Genomic DNA, 17,655 nt, shown 5'->3' with positions numbered 1-17,655 from the left:
AGGGGATAAAAAAATGAAAGACATGTTATTCGTTGCCGCAGGCGGAGCGCTTGGAACCTCTACCCGTTATGGCCTGCAATCGCTGCTGCCTGCGGCGGGTGCGGATTTTCCACTTGGTGTGCTGCTAATTAATTGGATCGGCTGCCTGTTTCTTGGTTGGTTCTTTACGGTAACCTTGCGATCATGGCGGATCAAGCCGCGATTGCGACTTGCCATCGGAACAGGCTTTACAGGGGGCTTTACCACCTTTTCCACTTTTGCAGTGGATGCTGTACGCCTCACAGTTCACGATCGTATGCTGACGGCTGTGTTGTACCTCCTGCTAAGCGTAGGCGGAGGGCTATTTTTGACATGGACAGGTATCCGTCTAGGTACAAAAATGACGCAGGCTGCTCCGAAGGAGGAACGCTTATGATCTGGTGGGCGGCGGCAGGCGGGATTATGGGTACACTGGCGAGATACGGGCTTGGTATGTGGGCCGGCAAGAGGTTGGGTACCGTATTCCCGTGGGGGACGTGGATCATTAACGTCAGCGGTTCATTGCTGCTAGGCTGGCTCTATGGTGAGTTTACGCAACACCAGTTGTCTCCTGCACTCTGGATGCTGTTAGGAACAGGTTTTTGTGGCAGCTACACCACCTTTTCCACATTCGGCTATGAATCTCTTCAACTGATGGAGCGCAAAGAATACCGACGCATGGCTACGTATGTACTTTCCTCTGTCGTGGTAGGAGTTGTAGCTGCGGCTATCGGGTACAGAGTCAGTTAAGCTTTATACATTTTCGAAATAACACGTAAAAATGCAATAAAAAGCTTCCAATCCCGACTCAAGGCATTCTCAGCCGTGATACGGTTTTGGAAGCTTAGTGCTGTACCTATACAGCTATTTTTTATCTCGTTCTTTGTACAATTCAGGTAAAAGGGATTCGAGTTCAGGTCTTGGATCAGGATCAGACAACTTCATTTCCTCCAGCGTTTGGACGGCAATCCGCAGCACAGTATAATCCCTATACCAACGGTTGTCTGAAGGAACGACATACCAAGGAGCTTGTTTGGTTGCGCTTAGCTCTAATACATCCTCATAATACTGGGTATATTGCTTCCAAAATTTCCGTTCCTGCAAATCACTTGGATCGAGTTTCCAGTTTTTGTGAGGCTTTTCAATTCGGTCGATCAGCTTTTCTAACTGAAATTGCTTTGAAATATGTAAAAAGATTTTAACCACCTTTACACCATTATCCAGCAACAACTGTTCAAAATGCTTGATATGCTTAATATTCCGTTTGGCCTGCTTATCGGATATCTGTCCGTGAACACGTGTAATTAGCACATCCTCATAATAAGAACGGTTAAATGCTGCAATATATCCACGTCCTGGGGTAACGCTATGAGCACGCCACAAGAAATCATGACTTAATTCCTCAGCCGTAGGCGATTTGAAGCTGTGGACTGTCACCCCCGCCGGATTCAGATTAGAAAATACTTGTTTGATGACGCCATCTTTGCCGCTGCAATCCATGCCCTGAAATATAAACAAAACGGATTGTTTTTTCTCTGTAAATAATTTGCTTTGTAATTCCGTGAAGCGTTCCTTCAATTGATCTGTTTCCTGTCGGATTTCTTCTTTATTTTTGATATTATTTGTATCCTTAGGGTCCCATTCTTTCAAAGAAACTTTTTTACCTGGTGTCAGCATTCCTAATGAATCAGACATAAAGGCACGCTCCTTTTCAATTGAAGTATGATCTTGTTTACATCATATACCCAAATGAGGATGTTATCAAAAGTTACTTACCTTAAAGGAGGAATTCAATTGGCGACGATAGCTGAGATTTCTGAAGATTTAGAAAAATGGACTGTATTTCTTACAGCTTTATCTCCATACTCAGATGAGCTACTTCGTAAACCCATAGTGGGTACATGGTCAATACAAGATATGATCAGTCATATTATGGGGTGGGACAAAAGCTTCACTAAGACACTCATACAGATTATCAATGAGGAACAAATTACGCTCCAAGAACATCCTGATGTACAAGCGTTTAACGATTCGTCCGTTGCATTCGGCAGAAATATGAAACCACATGATTTGTTAAATGAAGCTATTGCAGAGCGTAGGCGAATGATTGTGAAGCTCAAGATGGTTTCAGAATCAATGTTTATCCGTCAATTTCCTAATAGCTCATACACCATGGGAAATTTTTTGCAAGAAATGTTTGTCCAGCATGACAGACATCATAAAGAGCAGATTATGAATTCTTTACAAGCCATGAACTAAAATAAACTTTCATAAAAAAAAGTCGCCCCTTCCAAATCTGGAGAGACGACTTTTTTAATTCCTGCTATATCAATGCAAAATGGCTTTCATTTAAACCGTTTCAGGCTGAAGTTTTTCAACCTTATCAATGGTTCCTCCACCCAGACAGCGTTCCCCGTCGTAAAATACAACAGCTTGTCCAGGCGTAATGGCCTTTTGATGTACATCGAATATGACATGCACGGTCCCATCCGCAAGCCATTGTAAAGTTACTTGCTGATCAGGTTGGCGATAACGGAATTTGGCTGTGCAACGGAATTCGCCGGTCGGACGAGTATCTGCGCCTTCAATCCAGTTCACATCTGTTGCAATCAGGCTGGTAGAATACAGGCTGTGGTGACGATCACCCTGTACCACATACAGAATATTCTTCTCCAGATCCTTATCCGCTACGAACCACGGTTCGCCTGAACCTGAGCCGCCAATGCCCAAGCCTTGACGTTGACCCAGTGTATAGTACATCAGACCATCGTGGCGTCCTTTGACTTCACCAGTAGCGATATCCACCATGTCTCCACCTTTTGCAGGTAGATATCCACTCAGAAACTCCTTGAAATTACGCTCGCCGATAAAACATACGCCTGTGCTGTCTTTCTTCTTGGCCGTATACAGTCCCGCAGCTTCCGCAATTTTACGCACTTCTGGTTTCGGCAGATGACCGATAGGGAACATGGTTCGGGATAGCTGCTTTTGGCCTAACGCATTCAGGAAATAAGTTTGATCCTTGTTGCTGTCCACGCCTCGCAGCAAAGTAAAGTGGCCGTCTTCTTCCACAACCCGTGCATAATGTCCAGTAGCAACATAATCTGCTCCCAAATCCAGCGCTTTATTTAGAAACTCGCCGAATTTAATTTCACGGTTACACATGACATCCGGGTTGGGTGTGCGTCCAGCTTTATATTCATCAAGAAAATAAGAGAATACTTTATCGAAGTATTCTTTTTCAAAATTGACGGTATAGTAAGGAATGTCGATCTGTTCGCAGACACGGCGCACATCCTCCGCATCCTCCTCAGCCGTACAACGGCCAAATTCATCCGTGTCATCCCAGTTTTTCATGAAGATGCCGATTACGTCATAGCCCTGCTCCTTCAGCAGCAGCGCAGTAACGGATGAGTCGACGCCACCGGACATCCCGACGACGACACGGGTTTCATGATTGGCTTTAGCCATGGTCATCACCCAATTCTTTCAATATAGTTGTAGAACCCACCTATTGTAACATAAACGATAATAAGATACGATGTTTGGACGATCAAACGACACGGCGAACGATGGAAGAAAGCTACATAAAACGGGCTAAAGCTGTTCCAAATCGCCCGAAAGCAACTTTTTTTAAGATTGTTACCGTAATGTTTCCCTTTACCTGCCCTAATATGTTAACATAAGCTGAGGGTTAGGATCGGAATAGAGAGGTTTACAGCACCAGTTATTCCGCGTGTTTAACGGAATTGTTACTATAAGTGAGGTGGCACAATTGAAAATATCAACGAAAGGCCGTTACGGCCTGACCATTATGATGGAACTTGCAGCCAGGTTTGGCGAAGGTCCAACTTCTTTGAAAAGTATTGCCGAAAAAAATCAGCTGTCAGAGCATTATCTGGAACAGCTCATTGCGCCTTTGCGTAATGCAGGTTTGGTAAAAAGTATCCGTGGTGCTTACGGCGGTTATATTTTGGCGAATGAACCGGCAGGAGTAACAGCGGGAGACATCATTCGTGTACTGGAAGGTCCGATTTCTCCGGTCGATTTCACGGAAGAAGACGATCCGGCAAAACGTCAGCTGTGGCTGCGAATTCGTGACAGCATCGCTGAAGTGTTGGATTCTACTACACTTAAGGACTTGATCACATACCAAGAACATGATGAATTGGATAATTACATGTTCTACATTTGAGGTGGATAACATGAACAGAATTTATCTGGATCATGCCGCATCGACTCCTATGCATCCTGAGGTTGCGCAGACTATGATGGACATCATGACTGGCCAATTCGGCAACGCTTCGAGCGTTCATGCCTTTGGCCGCGATGCCAAGCGCACCGTCAGCGCTGCTCGGGATGCCGTTGCGGCCTCTTTGGGCTGCAAGCCTGAAGAAATTATTTTTACGAGCGGAGGAACAGAAAGTGATAATCTGGCCCTGTTTGGGACGGCTACGGCAGACGGCCGTACTTCAGGGCATATGATTACAACTGCGGTTGAACATCATGCAGTGCTTCATGCTTGTGATGAGCTGGAAAAAGCGGGGTATGAGGTAACTTATGTCCCGGTCAACGGGTTTGGACGCGTGAACCCTGCGGATATCGAGGCTGCCATTCGACCAGATACTTTTTTGATCAGCATGATGTATGCCAACAATGAGGTGGGCGTCATTCAGCCGATCTCAGAAGTAGGGCAGATTGCGAGAGAACATGGAGTTGTATTCCATGTAGATGCGGTTCAAGCTTTCGGTCATATATCCATCGACTGCCGGAACCTCCCGATTGACTTACTGAGTGTGTCTGGTCATAAGATTAACGGACCGCAAGGGGTTGGGGCATTGTATATCCGCCAAGGTACACGCCTTCAGCCGCTAATGCATGGGGGACTTCAGGAAAAGAAACGCCGTGCCGGAACAGAAAATATCGCCGGTATTACGGGGCTGGCTAAAGCCGCAACTCTTGCTAATGCTTCCATTGAGGAGCGTGGGGCGCACGATACGGTTCTTCGCCAGACGTTGCTTAAAGGGTTGGAAGACACTCTGGGTAGCCAAAATTTTGTGATTAACGGTGACCCTGATCATTCTTTACCTAATGTTCTCAATGTTAGCTTTCCGGCCATTGGTACAGAGACCATGCTGATGAACCTTGATATGGAAGGAATCGCAGCAGCAAGCGGATCAGCCTGCACTTCCGGATCTTTAGAGCTATCGCATGTATTGCAGGCGATGGATCTTCCTGAAGATGTTTTACATTCAGCGATTCGGTTTAGCTTCGGTTTGGGTAATACTACGGAAGAAATGGAATACACGGCCAAGAAAATTGAAACCATATGGAAGCGGCTGCGTACTAGGTACTAGGGATTTCTCCGCATTTTAATAAGAAGGGAGGGGCGGTTTTTCCATTTCATTGCATGAACGGAAGCAAGGTCTGACAGGCATGTAGGAAAAGGACCGCACCTTCGTTCAGATTGCAGAATGAGGAGGTACCCTATATATGAAGCTTCAAGATATGATCGGACTTGCCGTTTTCGATGTGGAGGACGGGAAGCAGATTGGTAAAATACATGACTTTATGGTGACAGCGGATTGGCGAATCTCAGGGATCGAGTTGGAAGGAAAGGGACTTTTTTCTTCTCACGTGAAAATGGTTGCTTGGGATGACATCGTTGCTTACGGTGAGGATGCGATCATGATTCGCAATCAGCAGGCTGTGCGTAAAATGGAGGCCCATGATATACAACATACGTACTTGCTTGGGCCTTGTAAACTGAAGGATCTATCCGTGCTAACAGAGGAAGGGCTTATGCTCGGGCACATCTCGGATGTTTATTTTGACCAGGAAATGGGCAATAACATAATAGGCTTGGAAATCAGCGATGGTTTTGTATCGGATATTATAGAGGGGCGGAAATGGCTGCCCTGCACCGAAGAGATGTCCATCGGGGAAAATGCTGTTATGGTTCCCCCATTAAGCGAGCAGCGTCTGGAAAAAGCCATATATTCTGTTAATGGATAGGGTGAGTTTATTGAGATGTCCGAATTGTAATTCCAAAGATATCGGAAAAATTGGCTCCCATCAATTTTATTGCTGGGGATGCTTTATCGAACTTCAGGTGAATGGTGAAAAAATGTCTGTCTACCAAGTGGAAGAGGATGGAACGCTCAGTTCGCTGGACGACCTATTCTTTGGAGATGAGATGGCACAACAGGACTTGCCGCAAATTCACGCTTCTTCCTAAGCTGGACACCAAAAGTGGACAGGCTGCTTACTAAGAGGTGTGATCTACATACGGCTTAGTAGGTTGTATAACGCTTGATAAAAAACAACGAAGAGGGTGCCCCGTACGGCCATAATGGCTGAGGGCACCCTCTTTTGTATACCGTTATTGTGAAGATTGTAAGTTCTACAATTTAAAGCGTTTGACCTCTTCCAATAGAAGATCTGCATGAGAATCGAGTTTGGCAGAAAGGTCAGCAATATTATTCATGGCATGACCTTGTTCTTGCACAGAGGAGGCCACTTGCTCTGTAGATGCTGCACTTTGCTCAGAAACAGCGACAACGCTGGAAATGACGTCGGAAATATGCCCGGCATTCACACGGAGATCATCTGCGGCGGCTGTAACGTCCTCAATTTGGGCAAGCATATGCTGAGAAGCGCCACGAATGGACTCAAACGCCTGTCTCGTTGCAATGGCAGCGTGCTCCTGTTCTACAGTTACAGCAAGAGCCCTCTTCATTTCCTCCGCGCTTTGTACTCCTGCAATCTTAATTTCTTCCAGCTTACTCATGATACTGTCACTGGAACTGCCCGCTTGCTCAGCCAGCTTTCTCACTTCTCCCGCGACGACGGCAAAACCTCGTCCGTGTTCCCCGGCCCGTGCTGCTTCGATAGATGCATTGAGGGCCAGCAGGTTTGTTTGTGCGGCGATATCATGGATGGCTCCGGCCAGCCGCTCAATATCCTGAGTTTTTAGCGTGAGTGAATCTACGGCTTCCCCTGCCGCAGTCGTCGTTTGTCTGGACTCGGCGGCCAGTTTCGCTTGACGTTCAGCTGTTTCATACCCTGCAAGCACGGCAGAATCTGTTTCGAATACGGCAGTTTGGGTCCGTTTGACACTTTCGCCAATCTGGTCGATGGAGCCTGTCATGTGAGTCAGCTTCTCAGAGCCGGAATATACAGCCTCAGCTTGGTCGCTCGCTCCTTGGGCAAGTTCCTGAACTGCGCTGGAGATTTGTGACGCGATGGTTCCAGTATCCTTAGCGTGCTGATGCATATCATGGGAAGCTGAGCTGACATCGCCTGCAGTATCTGATACCTTGCGCAACAGGTGAGAGAGATTATCAGACATGATATTAAAATCTGTACCCAGGCTGGCAATTTCATCTTTACCCTTAATGTCCACACGAGCTGTCATATCGCCTTCAGCTATACGTTTGACGTTCACTTGAAGCTTCCGAATTGGCTTGATAAAGTTGTTTGCCGCCCAGATTGCCAGCAGCATAGCAACGACCAAGATGATAGCAACGGTAATAATCAACTGATTACGAGTGGAGTAATACTCCTGAAAAGCAATATCTTTTGAAATGGACAATCCTACAATCCAGCCAGTGCTAGGCATCTTTTTAAAATAAAGCTGACGGTCACTGCCATTATAGGTATAGTCTGTTTTTCCCGAAGCTGTGCTCAGCAGGGCCGCAGTTGATGAACCCAACTCGGGCGTATCCTTAAGGTTTTTACCGGCCAGCTTGCTGTCTGGGTGTGCGACCACAACTCCATTCTGGTCAATCAGAAATGCGTAGCCTAATCCGTTCAGGTTTATGTCTTTAATGATTTTTGTCATATCATTTAACATAATATCCTCGCTGACTACCCCGGTGATAGAGCCGTTGGAATCTTTGAGAGGTTTAGCAATAGAAATGGTGAAGTCATTGCTGCCTGCATCGGTGTAAGGTGAGGAATAATACATTTCTCCCTTGGTTTTGGCATCCTTGTACCACGGACGAGCGCGAGGATCATAACCAGCTTCAAACCAGCCAGATCCATCCCAGTAGGATCCATCTTCAAAGCCTGCGTAGATGTTGGAAATATTTTGATCTTTATAGTTTTCAAAAGCTGCTTTCAGAGATACGGTTTTGGCATCTGATGAAATATCACTCGATTCCAGACCTGCAGCCAGTGTCTCGATAATTTTGGCATTGCCGCTGGTCCATCCGTCGAGCTGATTGACGGTTTCGGTGGCTTTACTAGTCATAAGCTCTTGTATGTCACGGTTAGCCTGATTTTTGATACTTGTCATGCTAATAACGGATAAAGGCCCGGCTGCAACGATAACAATGCAAGTGAAAAGGAGAATAAGCTTGATTTTTAAGTTCATGTAATGACCCCCGATGTTTCAGAAATATGAAATCCTAAAATAGTGCTTTGTACTTATATCGTCAGATGGAATGACTTTGTTAATTATTTTCATCCGTTTTCATCATTTTTTTACAATGGTAATCGATGGAGCATTCCAGACTCGCGGGAAGGATTAAAGTAGAGGTACAGGCATATACTTAAAGAAGGCTAGTCCGGTAAGGGGGCACGAAATGGAGCAATTAACGAAAAGTAGACTGTTCCGGTACGGAATATGGACGCTGCTGGGACTTGTCATTCTATATTTTATCTGGCTGCTGCGACCTTTGTTTTTTCATTTGTATGAATTTCTGAAAACAATCATTGCTCCGTTTGCGGTAGCGATGATCATCTCCTATGTACTTAATCCTGTTGTCAATATGCTGGGCGGTCGCAAGGTGCCTCGAAGCGTAGCTGTGCTGCTCATCTATGCTGTATTTTTGGCCAGTCTCGTTGTGATTCTGATGAACCTGATTCCGATGTTTATTGAACAACTGGATGAGCTGAATGAGCATCTGCCTGAGCTGACCATGCATGCACAGGGATTAATGACGAATATGGATAGCGGCATTTTGCCCCAAGGGGTGCGAACGGGTATGAATCAATGGTTTTTCCAACTAGAGAATCGGATGGCAACCGGGATTTCTACCTTTATGGATAACATCGGCGGGATGATCAACATGCTGTTCAATGTATTCATTGTACCGTTCCTCATTTTTTATATTTTGAAAGATTTTGATGTGTTCGAGCGGACGATTGTGTCTTACCTCCCACGTTCTCGTCGTAAGGCGATTGTAACGGTACTTAAGGAAATTGATCAGGCGCTTGGCAACTATGTCAGGGGACAATTACTGGTATGCGTCATTATTGGCGTGCTGGCTTATCTCGGATATATGCTCATTGGCATGCCTTATGCGCTGTTGCTGGCAGGAGTGGTGGCGGTTTTTAACATCGTTCCATATTTGGGCCCCTTTTTGGGAGCCGCTCCGGCAGTAATCATGGCTTCTACAATATCCTTAAAAATGGTGCTTTTTGTCGTGGTCGTTAACACTTGTATTCAAGTGTTGGAAAGCAATGTCATTTCTCCCCAGGTGGTAGGACGAACGCTGCATCTGCATCCGATAGCCATTATTTTCGCTCTGCTAGTGGGTGGTGAAATTGCGGGAATTACCGGCTTGATTTTAGCGGTTCCCGTGATGGCGGTATTAAAGGTAGGACTTCAACATTTTTTTGCTTATTACGTGAAGCGGAAAACGATCTGATTTTGTCCTTACACCGTATGTATCTTGTCTGATATCGCGTTGACACGGCTAAATGACACGGATATACTGAATTGAGTATGTTTAAATGTGTTTATCCAGTAGGGAAAGCTCATTTCGAAGTGCGGGCTGAACCCGCCGGGATGCTCCCGTTACCAGTGAAAACAAGGCGATCGATCGTCCGTTAAGCAAATGTTGGTGTGCAGCTTGCGCATGGGCATTTCGTACAGAGGGGACGGCGTTAACCAGGGTGGTACCGCGATACAATCGTCCCTGATCCGTTCAGGGGCGTTTTTCTGTTTTTTTATGGCCTGTGCCAGGAACCAGTGACACCATAATTAGGAGGCTACTTATATGAAAGCTAGTGAAATCCGCTCCAAATGGCTGGAGTTTTTTGAAAGCAAGGGACATGTGATTGAACCAAGCGCGCCGCTTGTTCCACATAAAGATCCTTCCCTGCTGTGGATTAATGCGGGTATGGCACCGCTTAAGCCTTATTTTGACGGACGTGTGAAGCCAGAAAATCCACGTATCGCCAATTCGCAAAAATGTATTCGGACGAACGATATTGAGAATGTCGGTAAAACGCGCCGCCATCACACCTTTTTCGAAATGCTCGGCAACTTTTCTATTGGCGACTATTTTAAGGAAGAAGTCATTACATGGGCATGGGAGTTTCTGACGGATCCAAAATGGATTGGTTTTGATCCGGAACGTCTGGCTGTAACTGTGTATCCTGAGGATGAGGAAGCGTACAAGCTGTGGAACGAAAAAGTTGGACTTCCTGCCGAACGTATCATCAAACTGGAAGATAACTTTTGGGATATCGGTGAAGGTCCTTGCGGACCTTGTACGGAAATCTTTTATGATCGTGGCGAAGCCTACGGTAGCGACATGACGGACCCTGAAATGTATCCGGGGGGAGAAAATGAGCGTTATCTGGAAGTGTGGAACCTCGTTTTCTCACAATTCAACCATAACAAAGACGGTAGCTATACGCCGCTTCCAAACAAAAATATTGATACAGGGGCTGGATTGGAGCGTTTTGCATCCATTTTGCAAAATGTGGATTCCAACTTTGATACGGATATCTTCCAGCCACTAATTCAAAAAACAGCGGCGATGGCAGGAGTGAAATATAACGAAAATGTGGACAGTGATGTGGCTCTTAAGGTTATTGCTGACCATGTTCGTACCGTAGCTTTTGCAATTGGTGACGGTGTGCTGCCTTCTAATGAAGGACGCGGTTACGTGATCCGCCGTTTGCTGCGCCGGGCTGTGCGCTATGGAAAAATGCTGGGCATGAACCGTCCATTTATGTTTGAGCTGGTGGAAACCGTTGGGGATGTCATGGGTGTGTATTACCCTGAGGTAGTGGACAAGCGTGATTTCATCATCAAAGTGATCAAAACGGAAGAGGAACGCTTCCATGAAACACTGACAGATGGATTGGCAATTTTGTCCGATATCAGTGCTCAGGCGAAGGCAGAAGGTCGCAATGTCATTAGTGGAGCAGATGCCTTCAAACTGTATGATACGTACGGGTTCCCATTCGATCTCACAGAGGATTATGCAGACGAGCAGGGCTTGAAAGTAGACCGTGAAGGCTTTGATGAAGCGATGCAGGAACAACGCAAACGCGCCCGTGATGCACATCAGGACAGCGCCAGCATGAAGATTCAGGGCGGAGCTTTGTCCGATCTGGCGGTTAAAAGTGAATTTGTTGGATATAATGACCTCGTAACTGAGTCTAAAATTGTGGCGATTGTATATGAAGATGTACTGGTGGACACTGTTAGTGAAGGGCAGTCTTGCCAGGTCGTGCTGGATGTGACTCCTTTCTATGCCGAAAGCGGAGGACAAGTCAGTGACCAAGGCTTGCTGCGTGGAGGTACGGTAACCGCGAAGGTTGAAGGATTGTTTAAGGCGCCACAAGGTCAGCATGTGCATCAGGTTGTTGTAGAAGCTGGTGAGCTGAACGTTGGCGATACGGTGAAAGCTGAAGTTGATCAAGCTTCACGTGGAGAAATTGAGAAAAACCATACGGCTACGCATTTGCTTCACAAAGCGCTTAAAGAAGTGCTGGGTGACCATGTCAATCAGGCGGGTTCTTTGGTAGAGCCTGGGCGTCTGCGTTTTGATTTCTCCCATTTTGGAAGCATTACACCAGAAGAACTGGCGGATATTGAACTGCGTGTAAACCGTGCCATCTGGAGCCAACTGGACGTTAATATTGAACTGAAACCGATTGATGAAGCCAAGGCTCTCGGAGCAATGGCGCTGTTCGGTGAAAAATATGGAGATATCGTGCGGGTCGTTAAAGTAGGCGATTACAGCATTGAACTATGCGGTGGCTGTCATGTCAGCAATACTTCGCAAATTGGCTTGTTCAAGCTTGTCAGCGAGAGCGGCATTGGATCAGGTGTACGTCGTATTGAAGCGGTGACCGGACGTTTTGGTTTTGAATATATGGAAGGTCAATTAGAGCTGTTGAAGGTATCGGCTGGACTTGTAAAATCCAAGCTGTCTGAGGTACCAAAGCGTATCGAATCATTGCAGCAACAAATTAAAGACCTTAGCCGTGAAAATGAATCGCTGCAGAGCAAGCTGAGCGTTATTGAGGCAGGCCAGCTGACCGATCAGGTCGTGCAAGCAGGCGGGGTGCAGCTGCTGGCTGCGCGCGTGCAGGCTTCCAGCATGGACGCGTTGCGTGCGATTGCTGATGAACTGAAAGGGAAACTTCCGGCTGCTGTGCTGGTGCTCGGCGCTGCAATGGACGATAAAGTTAATTTTGTCGTAGCAGTTCCGGCAGAGCATACCAAGGCCGGACTTCATGCAGGCAAGCTCGTGAAAGAAATTGCTGCCGTATGCGGTGGCGGCGGTGGCGGACGACCTGACATGGCGCAAGCCGGTGGTAAGGATGCCAGCAAGCTGGATGAAGCACTTCAACGTGCGCATGAACTGGTGGCGGCAGCCTCACAAGGATAAAGTTCGATATTTTTTGCAGATTTTTGGGAAAAAACGGGCTTAGATATTTCCTTGTAGGGCTTTGCTTATGGTATGATGTAAAAGAATAAGCTGGCATAAACATGTACACATGTTTTGTGGAAGCGAGGTGTCAACAATGGATTCCATGGACAAAACGGTCAAATTTAATGTCAAGGCAGATGAAAAGGAAGCTTCTGCTCAGGAGATTTTGTTGACCGTATATGATGCGTTGGTAGAAAAAGAATACAATCCGATCAATCAAATCGTCGGCTATTTGCTATCCGGTGATCCGGCTTATGTGCCACGGCATAATAATGCCAGAAGCCTGGTACGTAAAAAAGAACGCGATGAGTTGATTGAAGAGTTGGTTCGTTTCTATCTTGCCAAGCATCGTTAGGAGACAGGCATGAAAGTAATGGGATTGGATTACGGGGATCGCCGAATTGGGGTCGCCGTAAGTGATGCCTTCGGCTGGACCGCCCAAGGATTGGAAGTCATAGAACGACGCGGTGACGACAGCGAGTTCGGTAAAATTGCAAATTTGGTTCGTGAAAATGAGGTCGGCGAGGTTGTTGTTGGCTTGCCGAAAAACATGAACGGAACCGTGGGTCCACGCGGTGAGATTTGCATCGAGTTTGCGAACCGACTCAAGGAGTTACTGGGTTTACCCGTTCACCTTTGGGATGAACGGCTGACGACGCGTTCGGCGGAGCGTACGCTTCTGGAGGCCGACGTCAGCCGAAAAAAACGCAAGCAGGTGGTAGATAAACTGGCCGCAAGCCTGATCTTGCAAAACTATTTGGACGCACACAGTACAAGGTGAGGGGGATTTCGTAATGGCTGAAAATCAAGTGGGTATGGAAGAAGAGCCGGAAATTATTTATATTGCCGATGACGAGGGCAACGAGGAAGAGTTCGAGGTCATTATGAAGTTTGAGGTAGATGGTTCCGAAGCGAAGTACATGATGGTTGCGCCAGTGGACCCTGAAGCTGATGAGTCCGATGTGTACGCCTTCCGTTACGAGGAAGAAGGCGATGATATTAAATTGTTTGTGATCCAAGACGATGCCGAATGGGAAATCGTCGAAGAGACCTTTAATACATTCGTAGAAGAAGAGGAAGAGGAAGACGGGAAATGACGAGCTATTCACGTGAAGACCTGAGTTGGACCTCTGATTTGAAGGAAACGTTCGACGGCGATGTAGAGTTGCAGGATGAACAGGGCCATGCGATTCGCATGGAATTGGAAGCAGAGTTCAAGGTAGGGGAGCAACGGTACGCCGTATTGCGTAGACCCGGGGCTGCTGTTGGCGAACATGAACTTTACCATGTAAGCTCATCCACAGACGGCGAAATCTCTATCACCACCATTGAAGATGATGATGAGTGGGAAGATATTTCCGAACTGTACGATGAATGTACGTTGCCGGAAGAACTGTAAGTCTGGATAGCGATGAGATCAAACCTGAAAGGGCGGACCAGTCCGCCCTTTTTGGCTGTGAAGGAGTTGGGTGGATGTGAAGCGAAGGACGAGGATGTTTACGTTGTTGCTACTGCTTATCATTATAGCAGGAGGGGTAGCCCTCTATATTTGGAATGCCATGCAGCCTGTTCAGCCCCAAACACAACCCGTTGCTTTTACGGTGGTGCAGGGAACAGGAACATCGGCAATCGCAGATACGCTGGAGCAAAAGGGACTTATACGTAATGCGCTCGTGTTTAAGGCTTATGTAAAATTCAAACAGCAAGGAAGCGCATTTCAGGCCGGAAAATATGAGGCACAGCCTGGCGCAACCTTTGATCAGTTGATTACTAAGTTATCGGCTGGAGATGTTGTCAAAGAGGAAATGATTCGTTTTACAATCCCGGAAGGTTTTACGATTAGACAGATGGCTGATAAGCTGCAAAAGGAAGGACTGGCAGACCGGCAGCAATTTTTGCAGCTGGCCAACGATCCGTCCGTTTTTGACGTCGCGCTGGTGCGGGACATTCCAAAGCAGGCGGGGCTTCGCTATGCGCTGGAGGGCTACCTTTTCCCGGAAACCTATGAGCTGAAAAAGGGCAGCACGGCCAAAGATATGATACAGGTGATGCTAGAACAGACACAAAAGCGGTTGGAGACTGTTTCCGATCTGGATGCCAAGCTGAAACAGCGGGGTGAAACGCTGCATCAACTGCTGACGGTTGCTTCTTTGGTAGAGCGCGAGGTGGTTGTGGAAGATGAGCGGTCTGTAGTAGCTGGCGTCATTTATAACCGGCTCAAACAGGGTAAGAAGCTGGAAATTGATGCTACGGTTCAATATATGCTGGACAAGCAAAAAGAACGGCTGTATTACAAGGATTTGGCTGTGGAAAGTCCTTATAATACGTATTTGCATCTGGGACTTCCACCAGGGCCGATTGCAAGTCCCAGTCTGAACTCAGTGATAGCGGCTTTACAGCCGAAAGCTACAGATTATTTATTTTATGTGACCAAAAAAGACGGGACACATGAACATTTGTTTGCCAAAACGTATAAAGAACATTTGCATAACATTCAGGTAAGTAACCGTAAGACAAATTAGGAGGTGAGCCTATGGCTTACAAACCCGAACTACTGGCAACTGCCAGCTCTCCGGAGGATGCCCGCCATATGCTGCGGGCTGGAGCTACTGCATTACTTATTGGAGATGACCGCTTTGGAATGCGACTGCCGGGACATTTTACACCGGACCAAATCCGTGAAGTGGTAGAAGAAGCACGCAAGCATGCGGCGCAGGTATATGTATCTATGACGAATTTGATGACGAACGAGCTATTGCCGCTCATTCCCGAATATGTGCAGACCCTAGCTGGATGCGGCATAGACGCCATTGAGTTTAATGATCCCGCAGTGCTTATGGCCGTGAAGGAGTATGCCCCGCATCTGAAGCTGTTCTGGAACGGTGAGATGATCTCTACCAACTTCGCAACCGCCAACTATTGGGGTGAAAAGGGGGCTTCCCGGGTCATTTTGGCTCGTGAGCTGAGTATGGATGAAATTACCGAAATGATACCAAAGTTGAACATAGAAGCACAGGTTCAGGTACATGGCATGACTAATATTTATCACTCCAAGCGTAAGCTTGTTCAAAGTTATATGCTGCACCAGGGACGTAATGTAGAAGGGGATTTGGGTAGAGGACGCGGCTTGTTTCTGATTGAAGCAGAGCGGAAAGAAGAGAAGTTCCCTATTTACGAGGATATAAATGGGACACATATTATGAGTTCAGATGATTTTTGCATCATGGAGGACCTGCATATTCTAATGGAGGCGGGCGTGCATAGCTTTAAGATCGAGGGCTTATTGAAGCCTACGGCTTACAATGAGGCGGTTGTTCGTGCTTATCGTAAAGCAATAGATAGTTATACAGCCGACCCGGATACTTACGCTTATGATGAAAGCTGGCTGGATGAAGTTCGCCGTCTTCAAGATCCTGAACGGGAACTTTCCTTCGGATTTTTCTATAAAGAGCAGGTTTATTAATTTTAAAATGAATTTACAGAGGGGGGAACGTCATGGGGACGATAACCAAAGCGAGAAAATATATAGGTAAACGGAATCGTTTGGACAAGCCGGAGCTGTTGGCTCCTGCCGGAAATCTGGAAAAACTGAAGTTTGCCGTTCACTATGGCGCGGATGCTGTATATATTGGTGGACAAAAATATGGTCTGCGTTCTAACGCCGATAATTTCAGTTTTGAGGAAATGCGCGAAGGTGTAGAATTTGCAAACAAGTATGGTGCTAAAGTGCTTGTGGCCACCAATATCTATGCCCACAATGAAGATATTGCCGGAATTGAGGAGTACTTGCGCAATCTGTACGAGGCGGGAATTCATGCCGTTATCGTCGCTGATCCGGCTATTGTATCCGTGGCATTGCGCGCTGTTCCTGGATTGGAAGTGCATTTGAGCACACAGCAGTCCACACTGAACTGGCAAGCGGTAAAGTTTTGGAAAAACGAGGGGTTACCGCGTGTGGTACTTGGACGTGAGACCAGTCTGGAGGAAATCGAAGAAATTAAAAAGCATGTGGACATCGAAATCGAGGCTTTTGTCCATGGTGCGATGTGCTCTTCATTTTCCGGCCGCTGCGTGTTGTCCAATCACTTTACAGACCGTGATTCCAATCGTGGGGGATGTTGTCAGTCTTGCCGCTGGAAATACGATCTGTTTGAGGATGCCCGCCCAGGTGAGGTTTGGATATCTGAAGAAGAGGCACAGGTTAGCAATGCACTGAAACAGTTCCAGCTCGGTATTAACCAGCTTCCATTGTTTGAAGAGAGTGATAATGCTTTTTCTATGGGTTCCAAGGATCTATGTATGATTGAAAATGTCCCTGATCTGATTGATGTAGGTGTAGACAGTTTTAAAGTAGAGGGACGGATGAAGTCTATCCACTATGTGGCAACGGTCGTGAATGTCTATCGTCAAGCGATTGATTCCTATATGGCTGATCCTGAAAATTATGTGCTCAAACCAGAATGGATTGAAGAAATTAACAAGGCAGCTAATCGTCCGCTGAATACAGGGTTTTTCTACGATACACCGGATCATGAGGATCATATTTATGAGCCGGAAGAAAAGGCAGTCCCTTATGATTTTGCTGGACTAGTCATGGACTACGATGCCGCGAGTGGGATCGCAACTATTCAACAACGGAACCATTTTAAACCCGGTCATGAAATTGAATTTTTCGGTCCGAACGGAACATTCTTCAAACAAACGGTCGGAACGATCTGGGATGAGGAAGGCAACGAGTTGGATGCTGCTCGTCACCCGCTTCAACGAATTAGAATGAAGGTAGATCAGCCCGTATCGTATTTTGATATGATGCGTAAAAAGAAGTAAATAAGCCTTAAGTCACAGACGAAAAGAATCAAAAGCCTCTCCTATCGGTTGGAGAGGCCTTTTTTTGAATAGTTTTCTAGGAAAAAAGTTTCACAAAATTTAGTTGATGCTCAAAGGAAAGCTACAT

The 17,655-nt window shown here is 46.5% G+C and carries 19 protein-coding genes; 16 read left to right on the top strand and 3 right to left on the bottom strand.

Annotated features, from left to right (window positions below):
* Positions 1-13: 13 nt before the first annotated feature.
* On the top strand, positions 14-415 hold the full coding sequence (gene crcB, locus NSQ57_RS18485) for a fluoride efflux transporter CrcB (RefSeq protein ID WP_029515733.1): 402 nt from the start codon (positions 14-16) through the stop codon (positions 413-415).
* Positions 412-768, top strand: a complete 357-nt coding sequence (crcB, locus tag NSQ57_RS18480) for a fluoride efflux transporter CrcB (protein ID WP_029515732.1) — start codon at positions 412-414, stop codon at positions 766-768. Before crcB (NSQ57_RS18485) ends, crcB (NSQ57_RS18480) begins: the two co-directional genes overlap by 4 nt.
* A gap of 114 nt (positions 769-882) precedes the next feature.
* Here the strand turns inward: crcB (NSQ57_RS18480) and NSQ57_RS18475 are convergent, their stop codons facing one another.
* Positions 883-1,713: a PPK2 family polyphosphate kinase gene (locus tag NSQ57_RS18475; RefSeq protein ID WP_165149671.1), complete on the bottom strand. Its 831-nt coding sequence runs from the start codon at positions 1,711-1,713 to the stop codon at positions 883-885.
* 99 nt (positions 1,714-1,812) lie between these two features.
* On the opposite strand from NSQ57_RS18475, the gene NSQ57_RS18470 reads away from it, so the two are divergent.
* Positions 1,813-2,277 carry a DinB family protein gene (locus NSQ57_RS18470; protein ID WP_069012468.1) on the top strand — a complete coding sequence of 155 codons (465 nt, stop codon included), beginning with the start codon at positions 1,813-1,815 and terminating at the stop codon, positions 2,275-2,277.
* A gap of 90 nt (positions 2,278-2,367) precedes the next feature.
* Here the strand turns inward: NSQ57_RS18470 and mnmA are convergent, their stop codons facing one another.
* The gene (gene mnmA / locus NSQ57_RS18465; RefSeq protein WP_342425143.1) at positions 2,368-3,489 is read right to left on the bottom strand and encodes a tRNA 2-thiouridine(34) synthase MnmA; all 1,122 of its coding nucleotides are present in this window, start codon (positions 3,487-3,489) and stop codon (positions 2,368-2,370) included.
* A gap of 304 nt (positions 3,490-3,793) precedes the next feature.
* On the opposite strand from mnmA, the gene NSQ57_RS18460 reads away from it, so the two are divergent.
* The 4 genes from NSQ57_RS18460 to NSQ57_RS18445 all read left to right on the top strand — a co-directional run bounded on the left by NSQ57_RS18460 (position 3,794) and on the right by NSQ57_RS18445 (position 6,256).
* Positions 3,794-4,213 carry an Rrf2 family transcriptional regulator gene (locus NSQ57_RS18460; protein WP_013311532.1) on the top strand — a complete coding sequence of 140 codons (420 nt, stop codon included), beginning with the start codon at positions 3,794-3,796 and terminating at the stop codon, positions 4,211-4,213.
* Positions 4,214-4,223: 10 nt separating this feature from the next.
* Positions 4,224-5,375 carry a cysteine desulfurase family protein gene (locus NSQ57_RS18455; RefSeq protein WP_029515729.1) on the top strand — a complete coding sequence of 384 codons (1,152 nt, stop codon included), beginning with the start codon at positions 4,224-4,226 and terminating at the stop codon, positions 5,373-5,375.
* Between the two features lie 136 nt (positions 5,376-5,511).
* Positions 5,512-6,033: a PRC-barrel domain-containing protein gene (locus NSQ57_RS18450; protein WP_029515728.1), complete on the top strand. Its 522-nt coding sequence runs from the start codon at positions 5,512-5,514 to the stop codon at positions 6,031-6,033.
* 10 nt (positions 6,034-6,043) lie between these two features.
* The gene (locus tag NSQ57_RS18445; protein WP_013311529.1) at positions 6,044-6,256 is read left to right on the top strand and encodes a hypothetical protein; all 213 of its coding nucleotides are present in this window, start codon (positions 6,044-6,046) and stop codon (positions 6,254-6,256) included.
* 165 nt (positions 6,257-6,421) lie between these two features.
* Here the strand turns inward: NSQ57_RS18445 and NSQ57_RS18440 are convergent, their stop codons facing one another.
* Complete coding sequence (locus tag NSQ57_RS18440; protein WP_342425142.1) at positions 6,422-8,395, bottom strand: methyl-accepting chemotaxis protein; 1,974 nt, start codon at positions 8,393-8,395, stop codon at positions 6,422-6,424.
* 211 nt (positions 8,396-8,606) lie between these two features.
* Between NSQ57_RS18440 and NSQ57_RS18435 the strand changes: the two genes are divergently transcribed.
* The 9 genes from NSQ57_RS18435 (at position 8,607) to NSQ57_RS18395 (ending at position 17,528) form a co-directional block, all read left to right on the top strand.
* Entirely contained in the window at positions 8,607-9,674 is a 1,068-nt protein-coding gene (locus tag NSQ57_RS18435) for an AI-2E family transporter (RefSeq protein ID WP_342425141.1), read from the top strand.
* Between the two features lie 351 nt (positions 9,675-10,025).
* The gene (gene alaS, locus NSQ57_RS18430; protein ID WP_029515725.1) at positions 10,026-12,659 is read left to right on the top strand and encodes an alanine--tRNA ligase; all 2,634 of its coding nucleotides are present in this window, start codon (positions 10,026-10,028) and stop codon (positions 12,657-12,659) included.
* Positions 12,660-12,795: 136 nt separating this feature from the next.
* Positions 12,796-13,056 carry an IreB family regulatory phosphoprotein gene (locus NSQ57_RS18425; RefSeq protein WP_007431624.1) on the top strand — a complete coding sequence of 87 codons (261 nt, stop codon included), beginning with the start codon at positions 12,796-12,798 and terminating at the stop codon, positions 13,054-13,056.
* A gap of 9 nt (positions 13,057-13,065) precedes the next feature.
* Positions 13,066-13,482, top strand: a complete 417-nt coding sequence (gene ruvX, locus NSQ57_RS18420; protein WP_029515724.1) for a Holliday junction resolvase RuvX — start codon at positions 13,066-13,068, stop codon at positions 13,480-13,482.
* 13 nt (positions 13,483-13,495) lie between these two features.
* Positions 13,496-13,798: a DUF1292 domain-containing protein gene (locus NSQ57_RS18415; protein WP_013311523.1), complete on the top strand. Its 303-nt coding sequence runs from the start codon at positions 13,496-13,498 to the stop codon at positions 13,796-13,798.
* Positions 13,795-14,100, top strand: a complete 306-nt coding sequence (locus tag NSQ57_RS18410; RefSeq protein WP_013311522.1) for a DUF1292 domain-containing protein — start codon at positions 13,795-13,797, stop codon at positions 14,098-14,100. Before NSQ57_RS18415 ends, NSQ57_RS18410 begins: the two co-directional genes overlap by 4 nt.
* Before the next feature lie 94 nt (positions 14,101-14,194).
* Positions 14,195-15,223: an endolytic transglycosylase MltG gene (gene mltG, locus NSQ57_RS18405; RefSeq protein ID WP_342426134.1), complete on the top strand. Its 1,029-nt coding sequence runs from the start codon at positions 14,195-14,197 to the stop codon at positions 15,221-15,223.
* Positions 15,224-15,234: 11 nt separating this feature from the next.
* Positions 15,235-16,164 carry a peptidase U32 family protein gene (locus tag NSQ57_RS18400; RefSeq protein WP_342425140.1) on the top strand — a complete coding sequence of 310 codons (930 nt, stop codon included), beginning with the start codon at positions 15,235-15,237 and terminating at the stop codon, positions 16,162-16,164.
* Between the two features lie 32 nt (positions 16,165-16,196).
* Entirely contained in the window at positions 16,197-17,528 is a 1,332-nt protein-coding gene (locus NSQ57_RS18395; protein WP_342425139.1) for a U32 family peptidase, read from the top strand.
* The last annotated feature ends 127 nt before the right edge of the window (positions 17,529-17,655 follow it).

Origin of the sequence: Paenibacillus sp. FSL L8-0502, from assembly GCF_038593055.1 — a bacterium.
Taxonomy (GTDB): domain Bacteria; phylum Bacillota; class Bacilli; order Paenibacillales; family Paenibacillaceae; genus Paenibacillus; species Paenibacillus polymyxa_D.
The sequence above is the reverse complement of the archived record's forward strand: the minus strand, read 5'-3'. Positions and strand labels throughout refer to the sequence as shown.

What these genes read in the sequence shown, in the direction of transcription:
- NSQ57_RS18440 (WP_342425142.1), bottom strand. Translation starts at nt 8,395, where the DNA reads ATGAACTTAAAAATCAAGCTTATTCTCCTTTTCACTTGCATTGTTATC.
- alaS (WP_029515725.1), top strand. Translation starts at nt 10,026, where the DNA reads ATGAAAGCTAGTGAAATCCGCTCCAAATGGCTGGAGTTTTTTGAAAGC.
- crcB (WP_029515732.1), top strand. Translation starts at nt 412, where the DNA reads ATGATCTGGTGGGCGGCGGCAGGCGGGATTATGGGTACACTGGCGAGA.
- crcB (WP_029515733.1), top strand. Translation starts at nt 14, where the DNA reads ATGAAAGACATGTTATTCGTTGCCGCAGGCGGAGCGCTTGGAACCTCT.
- NSQ57_RS18410 (WP_013311522.1), top strand. Translation starts at nt 13,795, where the DNA reads ATGACGAGCTATTCACGTGAAGACCTGAGTTGGACCTCTGATTTGAAG.
- NSQ57_RS18455 (WP_029515729.1), top strand. Translation starts at nt 4,224, where the DNA reads ATGAACAGAATTTATCTGGATCATGCCGCATCGACTCCTATGCATCCT.
- NSQ57_RS18415 (WP_013311523.1), top strand. Translation starts at nt 13,496, where the DNA reads ATGGCTGAAAATCAAGTGGGTATGGAAGAAGAGCCGGAAATTATTTAT.
- NSQ57_RS18425 (WP_007431624.1), top strand. Translation starts at nt 12,796, where the DNA reads ATGGATTCCATGGACAAAACGGTCAAATTTAATGTCAAGGCAGATGAA.
- NSQ57_RS18435 (WP_342425141.1), top strand. Translation starts at nt 8,607, where the DNA reads ATGGAGCAATTAACGAAAAGTAGACTGTTCCGGTACGGAATATGGACG.
- NSQ57_RS18450 (WP_029515728.1), top strand. Translation starts at nt 5,512, where the DNA reads ATGAAGCTTCAAGATATGATCGGACTTGCCGTTTTCGATGTGGAGGAC.
- NSQ57_RS18475 (WP_165149671.1), bottom strand. Translation starts at nt 1,713, where the DNA reads ATGTCTGATTCATTAGGAATGCTGACACCAGGTAAAAAAGTTTCTTTG.
- NSQ57_RS18395 (WP_342425139.1), top strand. Translation starts at nt 16,197, where the DNA reads ATGGGGACGATAACCAAAGCGAGAAAATATATAGGTAAACGGAATCGT.
- mltG (WP_342426134.1), top strand. Translation starts at nt 14,195, where the DNA reads ATGTTTACGTTGTTGCTACTGCTTATCATTATAGCAGGAGGGGTAGCC.
- mnmA (WP_342425143.1), bottom strand. Translation starts at nt 3,489, where the DNA reads ATGGCTAAAGCCAATCATGAAACCCGTGTCGTCGTCGGGATGTCCGGT.
- NSQ57_RS18400 (WP_342425140.1), top strand. Translation starts at nt 15,235, where the DNA reads ATGGCTTACAAACCCGAACTACTGGCAACTGCCAGCTCTCCGGAGGAT.
- ruvX (WP_029515724.1), top strand. Translation starts at nt 13,066, where the DNA reads ATGAAAGTAATGGGATTGGATTACGGGGATCGCCGAATTGGGGTCGCC.